This window comes from Streptomyces sp. P9-2B-2, assembly GCF_030406865.1.
GTDB classification, from domain to species: domain Bacteria; phylum Actinomycetota; class Actinomycetes; order Streptomycetales; family Streptomycetaceae; genus Streptomyces; species Streptomyces platensis.
On the sequence record NZ_CP129126.1, the window covers coordinates 6,661,513 to 6,680,668 of the forward strand.

Genomic DNA, 19,156 nt, shown 5'->3' on the forward strand with positions numbered 1-19,156 from the left:
CCGCCGCGCCTGCGCGTGGCACCCACGTCGTGCTGATCCGCCCCTCGCGCCCGCTCATCGGGCCACCCCCATACGGCGCTCCAGCAGCCGGAAGACGGCGCTGATGGCGAAGGTGATGATGAGGTAGGCGAGCGCGGTCCACAGGAAGATCCAGGCGATCGCGTAACCCTTGTCGTTGAGCAGCTTGGAGAGGTTGAACAGCTCGCCGTAGCCGAACGCTCCGGCGATCGCGGAGTTCTTCGTCAGCGCGATGAAGATGCTGCTCAGCGGGGGCAGGACGGTGCGCGTGGCCTGCGGGAGCACGATCTGGCCCAGCGTCTGGGAGAACGTCATACCGAGGCTGCGCGCGGCCTCCGCCTGTCCCAGCGGCACGGTGTTGATGCCGGACCGCACCGCCTCGCACACGAAGGAGGAGGTGTAGAACCCGAGCGCCAGTGAGGCGAGCACGTAGGGGCTCGCCCCCTGGAAGAGGACCTGCGGTACGACGAAGAAGGCGACGAGGAAGAGCAGCGTCAGCGGTGTGTTGCGCAGCACCGTGACCCAGGCCGTCCCGAAGGCGCGCAGCGGCGGAATCGGGGAGACCCGGAAACCGGCTATGAGCACGCCGAGTACCAGCGCGAGCAGGGCGCTGGACGCGGTGATCGCCAGGGTTCCGAGGAATCCGTCCCGGAACTGGGGCAGATAATCGAGGAGTACGTTCATGGGGTCTCCGCGGTAGCGGTCATCGGGTCGACGGCGGGAAGTGAGTCAGCGGCGGGCGAAGACACCGTGCGCCCCGCACACCCGCCGCGGCGGGCGTACGGGGCGGCACGGTTCGGTGGGTTCGCCGGCGCCTCAGTCGCGGGGCAGCGGCGTCTCCGGGGCGACGAACTTCGACCCGGACTTGCCGAGCGTGCCGTCGTACGCCTTCTTGTAGTCGCCGTTCTTGATGTGGGCCTCCAGCGCGTCGGTGATCGCGTTGCGCAGGGCCTTGTCGTCCTTGTTCATGCCGACGCCGTAAGGCTCCTTGGTGAAGGACTTGCCGACGACCCGGAGCTTCTCGGGGCGCTGGGCGGCGTAGCCCTTGAGGATCGCGTCGTCGGTGGTGACCGCGTCGACCTGGCCGTCCAGCAGGTTCTTCACACAGTCCGAGTACTTGGACTGCTCGCTGGTGTCGGCGCCGTACTTCTTCTTCTTGATCTCCTGGAGCGGAGTGGAGCCGACGATCGAGCAGACCTTCTTGCCCTTGAGGGTGTCCGGTCCGGTGATGGCCTTGTCGTCCTTGCGCACCAGGAGGTCCGCGCCGGCGGTGTAGTACGGGCCCGCGAAGCCGACCTGCTTCTTGCGCTCGTCGTTGATCGTGTAGGTACCGACGTAGTAGTCGACCTGCCCGTTGGAGATGGTGGTCTCACGGACGTTGGAGTCGATCGTCTTGAACTCGATCTGCTTCTCCGAGAAGCCGAGGTCGGCGGCGACCATCTTGGCGATCTCGATGTCGAAGCCGGAGTACTTGCCGGTGGTGTCCTTGAAGCCCAGGAACGGCTGGTCGGCCTTGACGCCGATGACGATCTTCTTGGCCTTCTGTGCCTTCTTCAGCACCGGCGAGTCGATCTTGGGCGCCGAGGCGACCTTGTACTTGCCGCTGAAGACATCGCCGCCGGCCGGCTTGTCGCCCGCCGCGCCCGAGTCGCCGCCACAGGCGGTCGCCGTCGCCGCCAGCGCGAGCACCACCGCACCGGCCGCAGCCGTCTTACGAATCCTCATGGTGAACATCCTTTGGTTCAACAAGCGTTGGCAATGATGGTGGCCCAACTGCGGGCTCAGTGGTGAAGGATCTTCGACAGGAAGTCCTTGGCGCGGTCGCTGCGCGGGTTGTTGAAGAACTGGTTCGGCTCGGCCTCTTCGATGATCCGGCCGTCCGCCATGAAGACGACCCGGTTCGCCGCGGAGCGCGCGAACCCCATCTCATGGGTGACGACGACCATCGTCATGCCGTCCCGGGCGAGCTGCTGCATGACGTCCAGCACCTCGTTGATCATTTCCGGGTCGAGCGCGGAGGTCGGCTCGTCGAACAGCATCACCTTGGGGTCCATCGCCAGCGCACGGGCGATCGCCACCCGCTGCTGCTGACCGCCGGAGAGCTGCGCGGGGTACTTGTCCGCCTGAGTGCCGACACCGACCCGGTCGAGCAGGGCGCGGGCCTTCTTGGCGGCTGCCGCCTTGTCCGTCTTGCGGACCTTGGTCTGGCCCAGCATCACGTTCTCGAGCACGGTCTTGTGCGCGAAAAGGTTGAAGGACTGGAAGACCATGCCCACGTCGGCGCGCAGCCGGGCCAGTTCGCGGCCCTCCTGCGGCAGTGGCTTCCCGTCGATCGCGATGCTGCCGCTGTCGATGGTCTCCAGGCGGTTGATCGTGCGGCAGAGCGTCGACTTGCCGGAGCCCGAGGGCCCGATCACGACGACGACCTCGCCGCGGTTGATCGTCAGGTCGATGTCCTGGAGCACGTGCAGCGCGCCGAAGTGCTTGTTCACGTTGTCCAGCACGACCAGCTGGTCCGCTGCCGGCGCGGGACCGTCGGCGTTCTTGGTCACCGATACTTCGCTCATCGGCGTGTGGCTCCGTCCTCCTCGATTGGGGAGGACCCTAGTAACGCCCCGCGACCAGCGTCATTACATCTGAGGGGAACTTGAGCATAACGATCCGGCCGCGACGGGACCCCGGGCGCACGGCGCGGCGTCCGCGGTGGACACGACGCCATGGTGGTGTCCCCGGCGTACCGGCTGGGTAACGGATGGCGGCGCAGAGGTGGCCACCTCTTGACGCATGGGCCTCCCATCGCCGTAGATGCCCTGTGGCCTGTACGCATGCACCCGGAAGGAGGCCAGATGAGACTGCTGCTCGTCGAGGATGACGATCATGTGGCCGCGGCCCTGTCCGCGGTGCTCGCCAAGCACGGCCTGGCCGTCGTGCACGCGCGCAACGGCGAGGACGCGCTCAAGGCCCTGCTGCCCGACGAGGGGGAGCGGTTCGCGGTGGTGCTGCTCGACCTCGGGCTGCCCGACCAGGACGGTTTCGAGGTGTGCGGCCGGATCCGCAAGCTCTGCGCCATCCCCGTCATCATGGTCACCGCGCGCTCCGATGTGCGCTCGCGCATCCACGGGCTCAACCTCGGCGCGGACGACTATGTCGTCAAGCCGTACGACACCGGTGAGCTGCTGGCCCGTATCCACGCGGTGAGCCGGCGCAACGCTCCCGGCGGCGGTGAGCAGCCCGCCGAGGAGAGTACCGCCGACGAGGCGCTGCGCCTGGGCGCGGTCACCGTCGAACTCTCCACCCGCCAGGTGGCGGTGGACGGCGCCGCGGTTCCGCTCACCCGCAAGGAGTTCGACCTGCTCGCGCTGCTCGCCCAGCGCCCCGGGGTGGTCTTCCGCCGGGAGCAGATCATCAGCGAGGTGTGGCGCACGAGCTGGGAGGGCACCGGCCGGACCCTGGAGGTGCATATCGCCTCACTCCGCGCCAAACTGCGCATGCCCGCGCTGATCGAGACGGTGCGCGGGGTCGGCTACCGCCTGGTCGTCCCGGCCGCCGGCCCGGGGGTGCGGACATCTGCCGCCCCGGCCTCCTGAAGGCCGCCGCGACCACGTGCGCACCCGACTCCTCCCCCTCCTCATCGTCCTCATGGCCGGTGTCCTGCTCGCGCTCGGCATCCCGCTCGGCGTCATCACGGCCGGGGTGGAGCAGCAGCGGGTGGTCGTCGACCGGATCGACGACGCCGCCCGCTTCGCCTCCCTCGCCCAGTTCGTCACCGCCCGCCCCGACGCGGACGAAGGGAACAAGACCCCGGAGGAGGACGAGCGGCGCGCCACCCTCCGTACCGAGCTCGCGCGCTACTACGACCTCTACGGCATACGTGCCGGTGTCTTCTACCGCGATCGCACCCCCATGGCCGCCGCCCCCGTCGGCCTGCCGGTACCCCAGGACGGCGAGGCCGCACGAGCCTTCAGTGAGGCGCTGGCCGGCCGCCGCAGCCATGACCCGCACCAGGTCTGGCCCTGGGACGACAAGGGCCGCATCCCGGTCGCCTCACCGGTGATCCGCGACGGCGACGTGGTCGCCGTCGTGATGACCGATTCGCCCACGGGGCAGCTGCGCTCGCACGTCCTGCGCGGCTGGCTGCTGATCGCGGCCGGCGAGTGCGCGGCCATGCTCGTCGCTGTCGCCGCGGCCTTCCGCCTCACGGGCTGGGTGCTGCGGCCCGTACGGGTCCTGGACGCGGCCAGCCACGACATCGCCACCGGCCGGATGAACGCCCGGGTCGCCGCCACCGCGGGCCCGCCCGAACTGCGGCGGCTGGCCCGCTCGTTCAACGAGATGGCCGACAACGTCGAGGACGTCCTGGAGCAGCAGCGCGCCTTTGTCGCCGACGCGTCCCACCAGTTGCGCAATCCGCTGGCCGCGCTGCTGCTGCGGATCGAGCTGCTGGCCCTCGAACTCCCCGACGGCAACGCGGAGATCGCCGCGGTGCGCACCGAGGGCAAGCGCCTGGCCCGGGTCCTGGACGGTCTGCTCGACCTCGCCCTCGCCGAACACACCGCCGCCGACCTCCAGCTCACCGATGTCGCGGCGCTGGCCGCCGAGCGCGTCGACTCCTGGCATCCGCTGGCCGACGACAGGGGCGTCGGCCTCACCTATGAGGGGCAGAGCGCCGTCACCGGCTGGGCCGACCCGGTGGCCCTCTCCAGCGCCCTGGACGCCGTGATCGACAACGCCCTGAAGTTCACCCCGGAGGGCCGTCCGGTCACCGTCGGCGTCGCACCGGACGGCGAGCGTGTCCACGTCACCGTCGCCGACCGGGGCCCCGGCCTCACCGACGACGAGCTCTCCCGGGTCGGCGACCGCTTCTGGCGCAGCGGCCGTCACCAGAACGTCTCCGGGTCGGGACTCGGCCTGTCGATCACCCGCGCGCTGCTCACCGCGGGCGGCGCCACCATCACCTACGCCCCGCATCCGCCGCACGGGCTGAAGGTCACTGTGACCGTGCCGCGCAGCGCGCCGTAAGGGGAGCCGGTGCGGAGGAGCCGACGGCCCCGCGGACTGTGCTACCGTCGATGACGTTGCAGTTGTGGTACCCATGAACTATGTGCGCGCCCGGAGGCTGGATGCCCCGGGCGTTCCTTGTTTTCCCGGACCTGTTCCGGTGTGGGGCAATCATCTCGGCGACAAGGAGGCCGTGCAGTACGGTCTCCCGTTTGCCCCATGAAGGAGAAAAACATGGCTTCCGGCACCGTCAAGTGGTTCAACTCGGAAAAGGGCTTCGGCTTCATCGAGCAGGACGGCGGCGGCCCCGACGTCTTCGCCCACTACTCGAACATCAACGCGCAGGGCTTCCGTGAGCTCCTCGAGGGCCAGAAGGTCACCTTCGACGTGACCCAGGGCCCCAAGGGCCCGCAGGCGGAGAACATCGCCGCTGCCTGACGCACCGCGTCCCGTGAGCGGGGCCCGCACCGGTACGCCCGGTGCGGGCCCCGCTCCGTTGGCGGACCGCCCCCTGGACCGACCCCGGGGCGGACGCCTCAGGGCTTCTGCGACACGTAATAGCGCCGGGCCCCGGCGTGCAGCTCCAGCGGGTCGGTGAACACCGCCGTCCGCAGATCCACCTTCTGCGCGGCATGCACCTGGCGGCCGATCCAGTCCCGGCTGTCGATGACGGTCCGGGTGATGCCCTCGGTCAGCGCGGCGTCCTCGCGGTCCGTCGTCACCAGCAGATTCGCCACCGCGATCGTCTTCACCGCCTGCCCGCCCTGAGCCTTCGGGTAGGCGTCGGCGGGCATCACCGCGGCGCGGTAGTAGCGGGTGCGCTCGCCCTGCCGGTGCAGCGCCTCGCTCAGATCCCCGAGCTGGACCAGCCGCACCGGGAAGCGCTGCGCCAGCCGCTGCACCGCCGTCGTCGGCAGCCCGCCGGACCAGAAGAAGGCGTCCAGCTTGTGCTGCTCCAGCAGCTGCGGCATCCGGTCGATACCGACCCGCACCGGCTCGATGTCCCTGGCGAAGTCCAGCCCGGCCGCCTCCAGCAGCCGCCGGGTGAGCAGCTGGACGCCGGAGCCGTCGGCCCCGACCCCGACCCGCAGCCGCCGCAGATCCTTCGTCGAGCGCACCGCGGAGCCCTTCGGCACCACCAGCTGCGCGTAGTCGTCGTACAGCCGGGCACAGGCCCGCAGCCGGTCCGCGCCCGGCTCACCCCTGATCTTGTACGTGGCGACCGCGTCCGCCGTCGCGATGCTGTACTCCGCGCGTCCGGCGACCAGCTGCCGCAGATTGTCGATCGAGCCCTCGCTGCGGGCCAGCCGAAGATCCACATCCGGCAGATCATGGGCCAGATCCTGCTTCAGCAGCTCCCCGTAGCGCGCGTAGACGCCGGTCGGGACGCCCGTCGCCAGCGTCACCCGGCCCCCGGGAGCGGGTGTACCGCCGGTCGACATCAGCCACCACAGCCCCAGCCCGAGGGCGACCAGTGCCGCGATCGCCGCCTGGAAGGCCCGGCGACCGGCGCGGGGGAGTGCGGTGAACATGAGCGGGATCCTGCCAGGACCGCGGCCGGAAAGGGAGGGGTGGGGCCCGGTCCCATGAGGTCACCGGTGCCGGGACCGGCACTCCCGACTGCCGGCGCGGCACGGTCCGCCGCCCTCGGGGGCCGGGAACGGACGGGTGTCACGGCCCGGCTACCCGACCGCGCTTGCACCCGCAACAGCAGTTGTTACGGTGGCGAAGTGGCGCCCGATACGCTCCGGCGGCAGCGGGCAGCCCCCTCCCCACCTGGACTCAGCGGGGACCTGGCACGTCCCCCACCGCGCGCCCGGTGGCGCGCACGCCAAGAGAATCCCTCGACCCTCAGCGCACCGGCGCCGGTGCCCCCACACGACGGCCCTTTGATGCGCCGGTGCGGGAAGCGACACCTCATGAAACCGCCCACCGCACTGCGGCCCGACACCCGTGCCCGGTCCGAGGCCGTCCGCCCACCCCCCGTCGCCGCCGATGCCGGGCTGCTCCTCCTGCGGCTGACCGTGGGACTGATCCTGGCCGGCCACGGCGCCCAGAAGCTCTTCGGACTCTTCGGCGGCCGGGGGCTCGACATGACCGCCAAGGGCTTCGAATCGCTCGGCTACCGGCCCGGCACCTTCTTCGCCGGCCTCGCCGGAACCTCGGAAGTCCTCGGCGGCCTCGGCCTCGCCCTGGGACTGCTCACCCCCCTGGCAGCCGCCGCACTCATCGGCGTGATGATCAACGCCGTCGTCATCGGGGCGCCCAAGGGACTCTGGGCGGAGACCGGCGGTTTCGAATATCCGCTGACCATCGCCGTCGTCGCACTGACCATCGCGGCCACCGGGCCCGGCCGCTACGCCCTCGACCGGCCCTTCCGCTGGGGGCACGGCGGCTGGCGCAGCGCGGCCTTCGCCCTGGGAGCCGGCGGCCTCGGCGCCGCCCTCGTACTGGCCCTCTGAGCGGACCTCCGGGCCTTCCCGCGCCCGGCACCGGATGATCCCGGCCGGGCCTCCGGCGTCAGGAGGTACTTCCGGCACCGCCTACCCTTGTGGCATGAGCAGCAGTGACCGGAGCCAGGCAGTGGGCGTCAACAAGAGTTACGAGATCCGCACCTACGGGTGCCAGATGAACGTCCACGACTCCGAGCGGTTGTCCGGCCTGCTGGAAGAGGCCGGATACGTGCCCGCGCCCAAGGACGGCGACGGCGCCGATGTCGTGGTCTTCAACACCTGCGCGGTGCGGGAGAACGCCGACAACCGGCTCTACGGCAACCTCGGTCAGCTCGCCCCGAAGAAGGCCGCGCGGCCCGGGATGCAGATCGCCGTGGGCGGCTGCCTCGCCCAGAAGGACCGCGACACCATCGTCAAGAAGGCCCCCTGGGTCGACGTGGTCTTCGGGACCCACAACATCGGCAAGCTGCCGGTGCTGCTGGAGCGCGCCCGTGTCCAGGAAGAGGCGCAGGTCGAGATCGCCGAATCGCTGGAGGCGTTCCCCTCGACCCTGCCCACCCGGCGGGAGAGCGCCTACGCGGCGTGGGTCTCCATCTCCGTGGGCTGCAACAACACCTGCACCTTCTGCATCGTGCCCGCGCTGCGCGGCAAGGAGAAGGACCGCCGGCCCGGCGACATCCTGGCCGAGATCGAGGCACTGGTCTCCGAGGGCGTCAGCGAGATCACCCTGCTCGGCCAGAACGTCAACGCCTACGGCTCCGACATCGGCGACCGCGAGGCCTTCAGCAAGCTGCTGCGCGCCTGCGGCACGATCGAGGGCCTGGAGCGGGTCCGTTTCACCTCCCCGCACCCCCGCGACTTCACCGACGACGTCATCGCCGCCATGGCCGAGACGCCGAACGTGATGCCGCAGCTCCACATGCCGCTCCAGTCCGGCTCCGACCGCGTCCTGAAGGCGATGCGCCGCTCGTACCGCCAGGAGCGCTTCCTCGGCATCATCGAGAAGGTGCGGGCCGCGATGCCGGACGCCGCCATCTCCACGGACATCATCGTCGGCTTCCCCGGCGAGACCGAGGAGGACTTCGAGCAGACCCTGCACACGGTCCGTGAGTCCCGTTTCGCCCAGGCCTTCACCTTCCAGTACTCCAAGCGCCCCGGCACCCCGGCCGCCGACATGGAGGGCCAGATCCCCAAGGCCGTCGTCCAGGAGCGCTACGAGCGCCTGGTCGCCCTCCAGGAGGAGATCTCCTGGGCGGAGAACAAGAAGCAGGTCGGCCGCACCCTGGAGGTCCTGGTCGCCGAGGGCGAGGGCCGCAAGGACGAGGCGACCCACCGCCTGTCCGGCCGCGCCGCCGACAACCGGCTGGTCCACTTCACCCGCCCCGACGAGCCGGTCCGCCCCGGCGACGTGGTGACCGTCGAGATCACCTACGCCGCTCCGCACCACCTCCTGGCGGAGGGCCCGGCCAAGGCGGTCCGCCGTACCCGCGCCGGGGACGCCTGGGAAAAGCGCAACGCCGCCCCGGCCGACAAGCCCAAGGGCGTCCTGCTGGGCCTGCCCACCATCGGGGCCCCGGCACCGAGCCCGGCGCCCACCGCCGGCTGCGGCTGCGACTGACCCGGCCGCGCGCAGGCCGTCCCGGGGCACGGCGACCCGCCCCGCACCAGGGGGCGTTACGCTGCGTGTCATGCTCGTAGCCGCCGCCCTCTGCCCCTGCCCGCCGCTGCTCGTCCCGGAGGTGGCCGCCGGGGCGGCGCCCGAACTCGACGCGCTGCGCGCCGCCTGCCTCGACGCGATCGGCGTGCTCGCCGCGGCCCGTCCCGACCGGCTGGTCGTCCTCGGTCCCACCGACGAGGCCGGCAGCGGCCCGTACCCCCAGGGGGCCATCGGCTCCTTCCGCGGCTTCGGGGTGGGCCTCGAGGTGCCGCTGGGCGCCGCGGAGACCGCACCGGAGCGGGAACTCCCGCCGTCGCTGTCCGTCGGCGCCTGGCTGCTGTCCCGTACGGACTGGGACGACGCCCCCGTGGAGGGGCTGGGAGTGGCACAGTCGCTGCCCCGCGACCGCTGCCTGGAACTGGGCCGGGAGATCGCCGCGGCCGCTCCCCGGGTCGCCCTGCTGGTGCTCGGGGACGGCAGCGCCTGCCGGACGGTGAAGGCGCCCGGCTACTTCGACGAGCGGGCCGAGCCCTTCGACGCCGAGGTGGCCCGCGCCCTGGGCGGTGCCGACACCGCCGCACTGGCCGCGCTCGACGAGGAGCGGGCGGCCGGTCTCCAGGCGTCCGGACGGGCCTGCTGGCAGGCCCTGGCGGGGGCGGCGGAGAACGCGGGCCGGAGCGGCCGGCTGCTCCGCGAGGAGGCCCCCTACGGGGTGGGCTACTTCGTCGCGGCCTGGTCGTAGCGCGGCCGCACGACGGGTACGCCCACGGCCGCGAGGCGCTTCGCCCGCGGCCGTCGTGGCGGTGCTCCGGTCAGCGCGCCTGGTGCCGCGCGCTCTCGCTGTCCGCGGCGGCCTCCACGGACTGCTGCCGGGGAATCCCGGCGCTCTCACCGGCCTTCTCATCGGTCTGCTCCGCGCGCGGCGTCCCGGCGTCGGCCGCCTCCGCTGCCGCCGCCGCGTCCTCGGACGCCTCCGGCCCAGCCGCGGCGTCCTCCGCTTCCGGCGTATCCCCGGCGTCCGGGGCGGCCGCCGCCGGGCGCTCGGTGTCGTCCGCGGCGTCTTCGGCCTGATCGACGTGGTCGGCGTGACCGGCGTGATCGGCGTCCCCGGACTCCGCCGGAACGGCCGGTGCCGTCGGCTCCTCCACCTCGGCCGCCACCGCCGTAGTGGCACTCTCCTCCGTCAGCGCCTCGGACTTACGGCGGCGAAACCGCGAAAACACACCCATAACTGCTCCTACGTTCTTCATGTGGCGACGTCCCGGTCCGCCCGGGAGCGGACCGTTGCGCCGCCCGCGGGCGCCGGGTGCTGCGCCGGCTCTCGGGACCTCGCAACAGGCAACGAGGTCATCGGTGGCCCGTCACGTCGCTCGTTCGAGATGGGGGCGTGATGTTTGCGAGACTGACGGGGTGAACACCGCCGTTCCCGCTCCGCGGGTCATCGCCGTCGTCGGTCCCACCGCGGCCGGAAAGTCCGATCTGGGCGTCGCGCTCGCACAGCACACGGGGGGCGAGGTCATCAACGCCGACTCCATGCAGCTTTACCGCGGCATGGACATCGGCACCGCCAAACTCACGCCCGAGGAGCAGCAGGGCGTCCCGCACCGCCTCCTGGACATCTGGGACGTGACCCGCGCCGCCAACGTCGCCGAGTACCAGCGGCTGGCCCGCGCCGAGATCGACCGGCTGCTCGCCGAGGGCCGCACCCCGGTCCTGGTCGGCGGCTCCGGCCTCTACGTACGCGGCGCCATCGACGCGCTCGACTTCCCCGGCACCGACCCGGAGGTGCGCGCCCGCCTGGAAGCCGAACTCGCCGAACTGGGCAGCGGCCCCCTGCACGCCCGGCTGGCCGCCGCCGACCCCGAGGCCGCCCGCGCGATCCTGGCGAGCAACGGCCGCCGCATCGTGCGCGCCCTGGAGGTCATCGAGATCACCGGCCGCCCCTTCACCGCCAACCTCCCCGGCCATGAAGCGGTCTACGACACCCTCCAGATCGGCGTCGATGTCGCGCGCCCCGAACTCGACGAGCGGATCGCGCGGCGGGTCGACCGTATGTGGGAGGCGGGCCTGGTCGACGAGGTGCGCCGGCTGGAGGGCGAGGGGCTGCGCGAGGGCCGTACGGCGTCCCGGGCGCTCGGCTACCAGCAGGTGCTCGCCCAGCTCGCGGGGGAGTGCACCGAGCAGGAGGCGCGCGACGAGACGGTGCGCGCCACCAAGCGCTTCGCGCGCCGCCAGGACTCGTGGTTCCGCCGGGACCCGCGGGTCCACTGGCTCAGCGGCGCCGCCGAGCACCGGGGGGAACTTCCTGGACAGGCACTGGCGTTGCTCGAACGACCGGTCACAGCCTGATCACGTCATGGCATCGGGACGCTCCGGCCGTCATCCGGGCCCCTGAGGGCGTGTCATCATCGACCTTCGATCGAGGCGTGCAGTCTGTAGTGGGGAGGGCGCGTGGCAATGGAGGCCGGCCCTCGCAACGGAGCGCAGCAACCGGACAGCGGCGCCGACACGGCTCCCCTGACCGACGACGGTCCCGACATCGGCGACGGCCTGTCCGGCCCTGACGGGGTCGGCAGCGGACCGCTCACCGACCCGGACGCCCTGGACGACTCCGACGCCCCGGACGACGGCCCCGGCGAGGGCGGCGAGTCCTTCCGGGAGCTGCGCCCGCCGCGCCGTCTGCGGCTGTGGCAGCTGGCCCCCATCGTCGCGCTCGCGGCCCTCGGCTCGCTGATGTTCGCCTTCCCGCTCGCCTTCGAGCTGGGCGGCGACGGCGGCGCGATGATCGCGATGCTCGGACTCCTGCTGTGCTGCTGCGCCGCGGGCTGGGGCATGATGGCCGCCCGCCGCGTCGGCTACACCTGGCCCGGCCTCCCCGCGCAGGGCTCCGGCCGCCGCGCCTGCTGGCGGGTGGTGCTGATCTACACCGTCCTGGTGGCCATCCCGGCGTCGCTGGCCATCTGGCGCGTGGCCCGGCTGCGCTGAGGCACGGCCTGGGCGGAGCGGGCGCGTGGGCCGGGCGGCCAGTAAGCGGACCGTTCCCTGCCGCTCCTATGCAGCCACTCGGTTTTCGCGCTTCAAGCCAGGGCGCCCAAGCTGGGGCGCCTCTAGCTTTGGCCCCTCCCGTTGTTTCCCCGCCGCCCACCCCCCTTCGGGGGGTGGGCGGGCACAGGTGAGCACCTGGGCCCCATCCACCCTCCCCCCGCCCTCCCCGTACGATGCAGGGGTGACCAGCACGCAGCGCCTCGCCTTTCTCAAGGGCCACGGCACCGAGAACGACTTCGTGATCGTCCCCGACCCGGACGGGCGGCTCGAGCTGCCCGCGACCGCCGTCGCCAGGATCTGCGACCGGCGGGCCGGCCTCGGCGGCGACGGCCTGCTGCACGTCGTACGGTCCGCCGCGCACCCCGAGGCGCACGCTCAGGCCGACGAGGCCGAGTGGTTCATGGACTACCGCAACGGCGACGGCTCGATCGCCGAGATGTGCGGCAACGGCGTCCGCGTCTTCGCGCGCTATCTGCTGCATGCCGGCCTGGTCGAGGCCGGTGACCTCGCCGTCGCCACCCGCGCCGGCGTCCGCCGTGTGCATCTCGCCAAGACCGGCGATGTCACGGTCTCCATGGGCCGGGCCGAACTCCCCGAAGAGGGCGTCGTCGTCACCCTCGGAGGCCGCAGCTGGCCGGCCCGCAACGTGAACATGGGCAATCCGCACGCGGTCGCCTTCGTCGAGGACCTGGCCCACGCCGGCGAACTGCGGGCGGTGCCGCCGTTCAGCCCAGCGTCGGTTTATCCCGACGGCGTGAACGTGGAGTTCGTCGTCGACCGCGGTCCGCGCCATGTGGCGATGCGGGTCCATGAACGCGGTTCGGGCGAGACCCGCTCCTGCGGCACCGGTGCCTGTGCGGTCGCGGTCGCCACTGCCCGCCGGGACGGTCTGGACCCCGCCGAGACCGGTACGCCCGCCACCTACCGGGTCGATGTGCTCGGCGGCAGCCTGTCGATCACCGAGCGGCCCGACGGCACGGTCGAGATGACCGGCCCGGCCGAGATCGTCGCCGAGGGCACGTTCGACGCCGCCTGGCTGGCCGCCGCGCTCGCCTGACGGGCCTCGCTGCGTAGCGCCTCCCGGGCCCGCTCCGGGAAAGGGTTCCGGCCAAACGATTCGCTCGAACGGGTGATCCGTATCACGCTGAGCGAGAGGCGGACAGCGGTGCGTGATGGGCTCGGTAGCATCAAGCACCGGCCCGGGCGCCCGAACTGACGCGTTCCACCGCCGGTCGACGCTGCCGGAGGTGCCCATGAGCGCAGAGGCCACTAACCCTGGTAATCCTGGAGCAGCGGGCCGCAGGCGCGGCCGCCGCAGACTGGAACTCAGCGGGCTGCGCCGGATCGGCCGCGCCGCACTGCTCGGCCCGGCCCCGCGCGACGGCCTCCCGCACGCCCTCGAACACGTCGCCAAGGTGCACCGCGGCCACCACCCCGACGCCGACCTGGACACCCTCACCAGGGCCTATCTGCTCGCCGAGTCCTCGCACCGCGGTCAGCTGCGCAAGAGCGGCGAGCCGTACATCACCCATCCGCTCGCGGTGACCCTGATCCTCGCCGAACTCGGCGCGGAGACCACGACCTTGACCGCCTCCCTGCTCCACGACACCGTCGAGGACACGGAAGTGACGCTGGATCAGGTGCGGGAGCTGTTCGGCGCCGAGGTCTGCTATCTCGTCGACGGCGTCACCAAACTGGAGAAGGTCGACTACGGCGCGGCCGCCGAACCGGAGACCTTCCGCAAGATGCTGGTGGCGACCGGCAATGACGTCCGGGTGATGTCCATCAAGCTCGCCGACCGGCTGCACAACATGCGCACCCTCGGCGTGATGCGCCCCGAGAAGCAGGCCCGGATCGCCAAGGTGACCCGCGATGTGCTGATCCCGCTCGCCGAACGCCTCGGCGTCCAGGCGCTGAAGGCCGAGCTGGAGGACCTGGTCTTCGCGATCCTGCATCCCGAGGAGTACGCCACCACCCGGGCCCTGGTCATGGAGTACGCCTCCCGGCCCGACCCGCTCACCGCCCTCGCCCAGCGGGTGCGCACGGTCCTCGACGAGGCCGGTATCGACGCCGAAGTCCTGGTCCGGCCCCGGCACTTCGTCTCCGTCCACCGGGTGCGCCTCGCGCGCGGCGCGCTGACCGGTGCGGACCTGGGGCGGCTGCTGGTGCTGGTGGCCGAGGACGCCGACTGTTACGCGGTCCTCGGCGAGCTGCACACCTGTTTCACCCCGGTGATCTCCGAGTTCAAGGACTTCATCGCGGTCCCCAAGTTCAACCTGTACCAGTCGCTGCACACCGCGGTCACCGGCCCGTCCGGCGAGGTCGCCGAGACCCTGATCCGTACGCACCAGATGCACCGGGTCGCCGAGGCCGGGGTGATCGCGCTCGGCAACCCGTACGTGCCGACGGACGGTGTGGACGCCCCCGAGGGCGAGCGGGCCGACCCGACCCGCCCCGGCTGGCTCTCCCGGCTGCTGGAGTGGCAGCGCACCACCCCCGACCCGGACACGTTCTGGACCTCGCTGCGCGACGATCTCGCCCAGGACCGCGAGATCACCGTCTTCTGCACCGACGCCCCGCCGGACGGTTCGTCCGGCGGTACGGGGGGCGTGATCGGTCTGCCCGCCGGGGCGAGTTGCGTGGACGCCGCGTACGAACGGCACGGCGAGGGGGCGCACTGTTGCATCGGCGCGCGCGTCAACGGACGGCTCGCCACCCTCTCCACGGTCCTGCACGACGGCGACAGCCTGGAGCTGCTGAGGGCACCGGAATCCGCGGCCGGTCCCTCGCCCGAATGGCTGGAGCACGCCCGGACCCCCGCTGCCCGGCTCGCCATCGCCCGCTGGCTGGCCGGACCGCGGGAGTCCTGCGCCCGCCCGGCAGCCCCCGGCGAGGGGCATGGCGCGGCGCCCCCCGACCGCCGCACCGCGGGGCCCGACCACCCCGGAGCGGACCCGGTCGCCCCCGCCTCGGTCCTCGCGGTGGCGGATCTGCCCGGCGCGTCGGTCCGGCTGGCCCGCTGCTGCACCCCGGTGCCGCCGGACGCCGTCACCGGCTTCGCCGTACGGGGCGGCACGGTCACCGTGCACCGCGCCCTGTGCCCCGTCGTGGCGCGGATGGCGGCCACCGGCCGGCAGCCGGTCGGGGTGCGCTGGCCCGGCGCCGGCCAGGGGGGCCACGGTTGCCGGGTCACCCTCCTGGCCGAGGCCTTCTGCCGGCCGCAGCTCCTGGCCGACCTCACCGAAGCGATCGCCTCCCAGGGCGCCGCCGTGGTGTCGGCCGCCGTCGAACCCCCGCACGAACAGCGGGTCCGCCACACCTACACGCTGCATCTGCCGAACGCCGCCGGGCTGCCGTCCCTGATGCGCGCCATGCGCCAAGTGCCCGGCGTCTTCGATGTGTTGCGCGCGGGGCGCGCCCGGCAGCCCGCGGCCCTGCGCCCCTGAAGGCCCCGGGGGACCGGAAGCTGACGCCCCGTCGGACGTTCCTCCGTCCGGCGGCGTAAGACGGGTGGACGATCCGCCGCCCGTTCGGGTGCCGTTTGCCCCGTCACCCGCGGGGGAGGGGGCCGCGTTGGTAGCCGTAGTGCATGTCCCTTCCCTTGCGCCGCCCGTCCCGCGACCCCGACCGCCCCGCCCCCGTCCTGCCCCGTGGCCCGAGCGGGCGGGGCCGGTGGACCGGTCTGCGGGCCGCCGCCCTCGGGCTGGCCGCCCTGGCCACCCTCGGCGTGGCCGAGCCGCCGGCCGTGGGGCCGCAGGGCCTCGGTGACCGCCTCTTCCCCACCCTCGGCAACACCGGCTACGACGTCACGTCCTATGACGTCTCCCTGGACTACTCCGGCCACAACGACCGGCCGCTGAACGTCACCACCCAGATCACCGCCCGCGCCACCGACGAGCTCGACCACCTCAACCTCGACTTCGCCCGCGGCGCCGTACGCTCCGTGAAGATCGGCGGCCTGGCCGCCCGGCACGAGCAGCACGGCGAGGACCTGGTGCTCACCCCGGCCTTCCACATCTCCCGGGGCCAGGATCTGAAGATCGCCATCGAGCACACCAGCGACCCCGTTGGCAAGGGCGACGGCGGCTGGATCCGCACCGCCGACGGGCTGGCGATGGCCAACCAGGCCGACGCCGCACACCGGGTCTTCCCCTGCAACGACCACCCCTCCGACAAGGCCCTCTTCACCTTCCACATCACCGCGCCCCAGCAGCTGACCGCCGTCGCCAACGGGCTGCCGCTGCGCCCCGGCGCCCGTGCGGGGCGCCGCACCTGGACCTACCGCACGGACCACCCCATGGCCACCGAGCTGGCGCAGGTCTCCATCGGGAAGTCCAGCGTGCTGCTGCGCCACGGGCCGCACGGCCTGCCGATCCGCGATGTCGTACCGACCGCGGACCGGGCCGCCCTCGCGCACTGGCTGGCCAAGACTCCCGGCCATGTGACCTGGATGGAGCGCAAGGTCGGTCCCTACCCCTTCGAGGCGTACGGGGTGCTGATCGCCAACGCCAGGACCGGCTTCGAGCTGGAGACCCAGACCCTGTCGCTCTTCGAGAAGGCCCTGTTCACCGCCGGTCAGCTGCCCGACTGGTACGTCGAGTCCGTGATGGTGCACGAGCTGGCCCACCAGTGGTTCGGCAACAGCGTCAGCCCGCGCCGCTGGTCCGATGTCTGGCTCAACGAGGCCCACGCCACCTGGTACGAGGCCCTCTACGCCCAGGAGAAGGGCGACCACCGGGCCTCGCTGGAGACCCGTATGCGGCACGCCTACGAGCAGTCCGACGGCTGGCGAGCCGAGGGCGGGCCGCCCGCCGCTCCCAAGGCCCCGAACGCGGGGGAGAAGATCAGCATCTTCCGCCCGGTCGTCTACGACGGCAGTGCGCTGGTCCTCTACGCCCTGCGGCAGAAGGTCGGCCCCGCCGCCTTCGACCGGATCGAACGCGAGTGGGTGTCCCGGCACCGCGACCGGGTGGCCGATACCGCCGACTTCGTCCAGCTGGCCTCCCAGGTGGCCGGGCAGGACCTCACCGCCTTCTTCCAGGGGTGGCTCTACGGCGAGCGGACGCCGCCGATGCCGGGGCATGCGCAGTGGCAGCCCCGGAAGGGCGCGGACAAGCCCGGCGCCAAGGGAGCCGCCCCCGGCCCCGGTGCCAAGAAGCCCGCTCCGACCCCCGGGGGGCCCAAGGCGGCCGCCGGAAAGCCCGGTAAACCCGCGTGACGGCCCTCTCCGGCCGTGGGACCATCGTCAGGTCGGCTCCGGCCCGGCCGGGGAATCTCCCGGACGGCTCGGACGTTGACATCAGCGACGGTCGCGGCTTCACCGCGGCGGTCGCCATGACGACAGTCCCGGGGGGCCGCCAGGCTCCCGTGAGGGCTTCCCAACGACGCGAAGGATCAAATGACCTCCTCTTCTTCCCTTCCGCAGGACCGGCAGCGCCTCCCCGAGAGCCTTCGGGCGAACGCCCTGATGGAAGAGGACGTCGCCTGGAGCCACGAGATCGACGGGGAGCGTGACGGCGACCAGTACGACCGCTCGGCACGCGCCGCACTACGCCGCGTAGCGGGCCTTTCCACCGAGCTCGAGGACGTCACCGAGGTCGAGTACCGACAGCTCCGCCTGGAGCGCGTGGTGCTCGTCGGTGTCTGGACCACGGGCACGGTCCAGGAGGCGGAGAACTCGCTCGCCGAGCTCGCCGCCCTCGCCGAGACCGCCGGTGCGATGGTGCTCGACGGCGTCATCCAGCGCCGGGACAAGCCCGACCCGGCCACCTACATCGGCTCCGGCAAGGCCCTGGAGCTGCGGGATGTCGTGCTCGAATCCGGGGCGGACACCGTGGTGTGTGACGGTGAGCTCTCCCCGGGCCAGCTGATCCACCTGGAGGATGTCGTCAAGGTCAAGGTGGTCGACCGGACCGCCCTGATCCTCGACATCTTCGCCCAGCACGCCAAGTCCCGGGAGGGCAAGGCGCAGGTATCGCTGGCGCAGATGCAGTACATGCTCCCCCGCCTCCGTGGCTGGGGTCAGTCGCTCTCCCGGCAGATGGGTGGCGGTGGCTCCGGTTCGGCGGGCGGCGGTATGGCCACCCGTGGTCCCGGTGAGACCAAGATCGAGACCGACCGGCGGCGGATCCGCGAGAAGATGGCGAAGATGCGCCGGGAGATCGCGGAGATGAAGACCGGCCGGGACATCAAGCGCCAGGAGCGCCGGCGCAACAAGGTCCCCTCGGTCGCCATCGCCGGCTACACCAACGCCGGCAAGTCGTCCCTGCTCAACCGCCTGACCGGGGCCGGCGTCCTGGTGGAGAACGCCCTGTTCGCCACCCTGGACCCGACCGTCCGGCGGGCCGAGACCCCCAGCGGACGGCTCTACACCCTCGCCGACACCGTCGGCTTCGTCCGCCACCTCCCGCACCACCTCGTCGAGGCCTTCCGCTCCACGATGGAGGAGGTCGGCGAGTCCGATCTCATCCTGCATGTGGTCGACGGCTCGCACCCGGTGCCCGAGGAACAGCTGGCCGCGGTACGCGAGGTGATCCGCGACGTGGGTGCGACGGACGTGCCCGAGATCGTGGTGGTCAACAAGGCCGACGCGGCCGATCCGCTGGTGCTCCAGCGACTGCTGCGCAACGAGAAGCACGCCCTCGCGGTCTCGGCCCGTACGGGCCAGGGCATGGCGGAGCTGCTGGAGCTGCTCGACGAGGAACTCCCCCGGCCGCAGGTCGAGATCGATGTCCTGGTGCCCTACACCCAGGGCGCCCTGGTCTCGCGGGCGCACGCCGAGGGCGAGGTCATCTCCGAGGAGCACACCGCCGAGGGTACGGTCCTCAAGGCGCGGGTGCACGCGGAACTGGCCGCCGAGTTCGAGCCCTTCGTGCCGGCTGCCTGACGCGCCCGTAGTACAGCGCGACGAAAGGCCCGCCCCCGGGAGACCGGGGGCGGGCCTTCGTTCTGCTCATGGGCGGAGCGGGTGGCGCCGTCCGGGCAC

17 protein-coding genes are annotated in these 19,156 nt (G+C 72.1%); 12 read left to right on the plus strand and 5 right to left on the minus strand.

Translation table 11 applies throughout. The annotated features are described in order from the left end of the window. Positions 1 to 54: 54 nt before the first annotated feature. The 3 genes from QT196_RS29400 to QT196_RS29410 form a co-directional block, all read right to left on the minus strand. Positions 55 to 702 carry an amino acid ABC transporter permease gene (locus QT196_RS29400; RefSeq protein WP_168481679.1) on the minus strand — a complete coding sequence of 216 codons (648 nt, stop codon included), beginning with the start codon at positions 700 to 702 and terminating at the stop codon, positions 55 to 57. Positions 703 to 834: 132 nt separating this feature from the next. Next, positions 835 to 1,743 carry a glutamate ABC transporter substrate-binding protein gene (locus QT196_RS29405; protein WP_085925301.1) on the minus strand — a complete coding sequence of 303 codons (909 nt, stop codon included), beginning with the start codon at positions 1,741 to 1,743 and terminating at the stop codon, positions 835 to 837. Between the two features lie 56 nt (positions 1,744 to 1,799). Further along, the gene (locus tag QT196_RS29410; protein ID WP_168481680.1) at positions 1,800 to 2,585 is read right to left on the minus strand and encodes an amino acid ABC transporter ATP-binding protein; all 786 of its coding nucleotides are present in this window, start codon (positions 2,583 to 2,585) and stop codon (positions 1,800 to 1,802) included. Positions 2,586 to 2,864: 279 nt separating this feature from the next. Between QT196_RS29410 and QT196_RS29415 the strand changes: the two genes are divergently transcribed. The 3 genes from QT196_RS29415 (at position 2,865) to QT196_RS29425 (ending at position 5,454) form a co-directional block, all read left to right on the plus strand. After that, the gene (locus tag QT196_RS29415) at positions 2,865 to 3,605 is read left to right on the plus strand and encodes a response regulator transcription factor (protein WP_168481681.1); all 741 of its coding nucleotides are present in this window, start codon (positions 2,865 to 2,867) and stop codon (positions 3,603 to 3,605) included. Between the two features lie 16 nt (positions 3,606 to 3,621). Then, positions 3,622 to 5,037: a HAMP domain-containing sensor histidine kinase gene (locus QT196_RS29420; protein ID WP_168481682.1), complete on the plus strand. Its 1,416-nt coding sequence runs from the start codon at positions 3,622 to 3,624 to the stop codon at positions 5,035 to 5,037. A gap of 213 nt (positions 5,038 to 5,250) precedes the next feature. Then, positions 5,251 to 5,454 carry a cold-shock protein gene (locus QT196_RS29425; RefSeq protein WP_042160117.1) on the plus strand — a complete coding sequence of 68 codons (204 nt, stop codon included), beginning with the start codon at positions 5,251 to 5,253 and terminating at the stop codon, positions 5,452 to 5,454. A gap of 98 nt (positions 5,455 to 5,552) precedes the next feature. Here the strand turns inward: QT196_RS29425 and QT196_RS29430 are convergent, their stop codons facing one another. After that, complete coding sequence (locus QT196_RS29430; protein ID WP_168481683.1) at positions 5,553 to 6,548, minus strand: TAXI family TRAP transporter solute-binding subunit; 996 nt, start codon at positions 6,546 to 6,548, stop codon at positions 5,553 to 5,555. A 387-nt stretch (positions 6,549 to 6,935) separates the two neighbouring features. Between QT196_RS29430 and QT196_RS29435 the strand changes: the two genes are divergently transcribed. The 3 genes from QT196_RS29435 (at position 6,936) to QT196_RS29445 (ending at position 9,868) form a co-directional block, all read left to right on the plus strand. Further along, on the plus strand, positions 6,936 to 7,478 hold the full coding sequence (locus tag QT196_RS29435) for a DoxX family protein (RefSeq protein WP_168481684.1): 543 nt from the start codon (positions 6,936 to 6,938) through the stop codon (positions 7,476 to 7,478). 94 nt (positions 7,479 to 7,572) lie between these two features. Then, a complete protein-coding gene (gene miaB / locus QT196_RS29440; RefSeq protein WP_168481685.1) occupies positions 7,573 to 9,087 on the plus strand; it encodes a tRNA (N6-isopentenyl adenosine(37)-C2)-methylthiotransferase MiaB in 1,515 nt (504 codons plus the stop codon). Between the two features lie 70 nt (positions 9,088 to 9,157). Further along, positions 9,158 to 9,868, plus strand: a complete 711-nt coding sequence (locus QT196_RS29445; RefSeq protein WP_290355999.1) for a class III extradiol dioxygenase subunit B-like domain-containing protein — start codon at positions 9,158 to 9,160, stop codon at positions 9,866 to 9,868. Positions 9,869 to 9,938: 70 nt separating this feature from the next. On the opposite strand, the gene QT196_RS29450 is transcribed toward QT196_RS29445, so the two are convergent. Continuing rightward, positions 9,939 to 10,349, minus strand: coding sequence for a hypothetical protein (locus QT196_RS29450; RefSeq protein ID WP_266738715.1), 411 nt, complete (start codon positions 10,347 to 10,349; stop codon positions 9,939 to 9,941). Between the two features lie 187 nt (positions 10,350 to 10,536). Here QT196_RS29450 and miaA point away from each other — a divergent pair, with 187 nt between their 5' ends. The 6 genes from miaA (at position 10,537) to hflX (ending at position 19,057) form a co-directional block, all read left to right on the plus strand. Further along, positions 10,537 to 11,475 (plus strand): tRNA (adenosine(37)-N6)-dimethylallyltransferase MiaA, encoded by a 939-nt coding sequence (gene miaA, locus QT196_RS29455; RefSeq protein ID WP_168481688.1) that lies wholly within the window; start codon positions 10,537 to 10,539, stop codon positions 11,473 to 11,475. 108 nt (positions 11,476 to 11,583) lie between these two features. Beyond that, positions 11,584 to 12,111 carry a hypothetical protein gene (locus QT196_RS29460; protein ID WP_168481689.1) on the plus strand — a complete coding sequence of 176 codons (528 nt, stop codon included), beginning with the start codon at positions 11,584 to 11,586 and terminating at the stop codon, positions 12,109 to 12,111. A 241-nt stretch (positions 12,112 to 12,352) separates the two neighbouring features. Next, on the plus strand, positions 12,353 to 13,228 hold the full coding sequence (dapF, locus tag QT196_RS29465) for a diaminopimelate epimerase (protein ID WP_168481690.1): 876 nt from the start codon (positions 12,353 to 12,355) through the stop codon (positions 13,226 to 13,228). Between the two features lie 196 nt (positions 13,229 to 13,424). Beyond that, positions 13,425 to 15,617 carry an HD domain-containing protein gene (locus QT196_RS29470; RefSeq protein WP_266738714.1) on the plus strand — a complete coding sequence of 731 codons (2,193 nt, stop codon included), beginning with the start codon at positions 13,425 to 13,427 and terminating at the stop codon, positions 15,615 to 15,617. A 143-nt stretch (positions 15,618 to 15,760) separates the two neighbouring features. Then, positions 15,761 to 17,389: a M1 family metallopeptidase gene (locus QT196_RS29475; protein WP_266738713.1), complete on the plus strand. Its 1,629-nt coding sequence runs from the start codon at positions 15,761 to 15,763 to the stop codon at positions 17,387 to 17,389. Positions 17,390 to 17,569: 180 nt separating this feature from the next. Next, positions 17,570 to 19,057 (plus strand): GTPase HflX, encoded by a 1,488-nt coding sequence (gene hflX, locus QT196_RS29480; RefSeq protein WP_168481692.1) that lies wholly within the window; start codon positions 17,570 to 17,572, stop codon positions 19,055 to 19,057. Positions 19,058 to 19,156 lie beyond the last annotated feature (99 nt).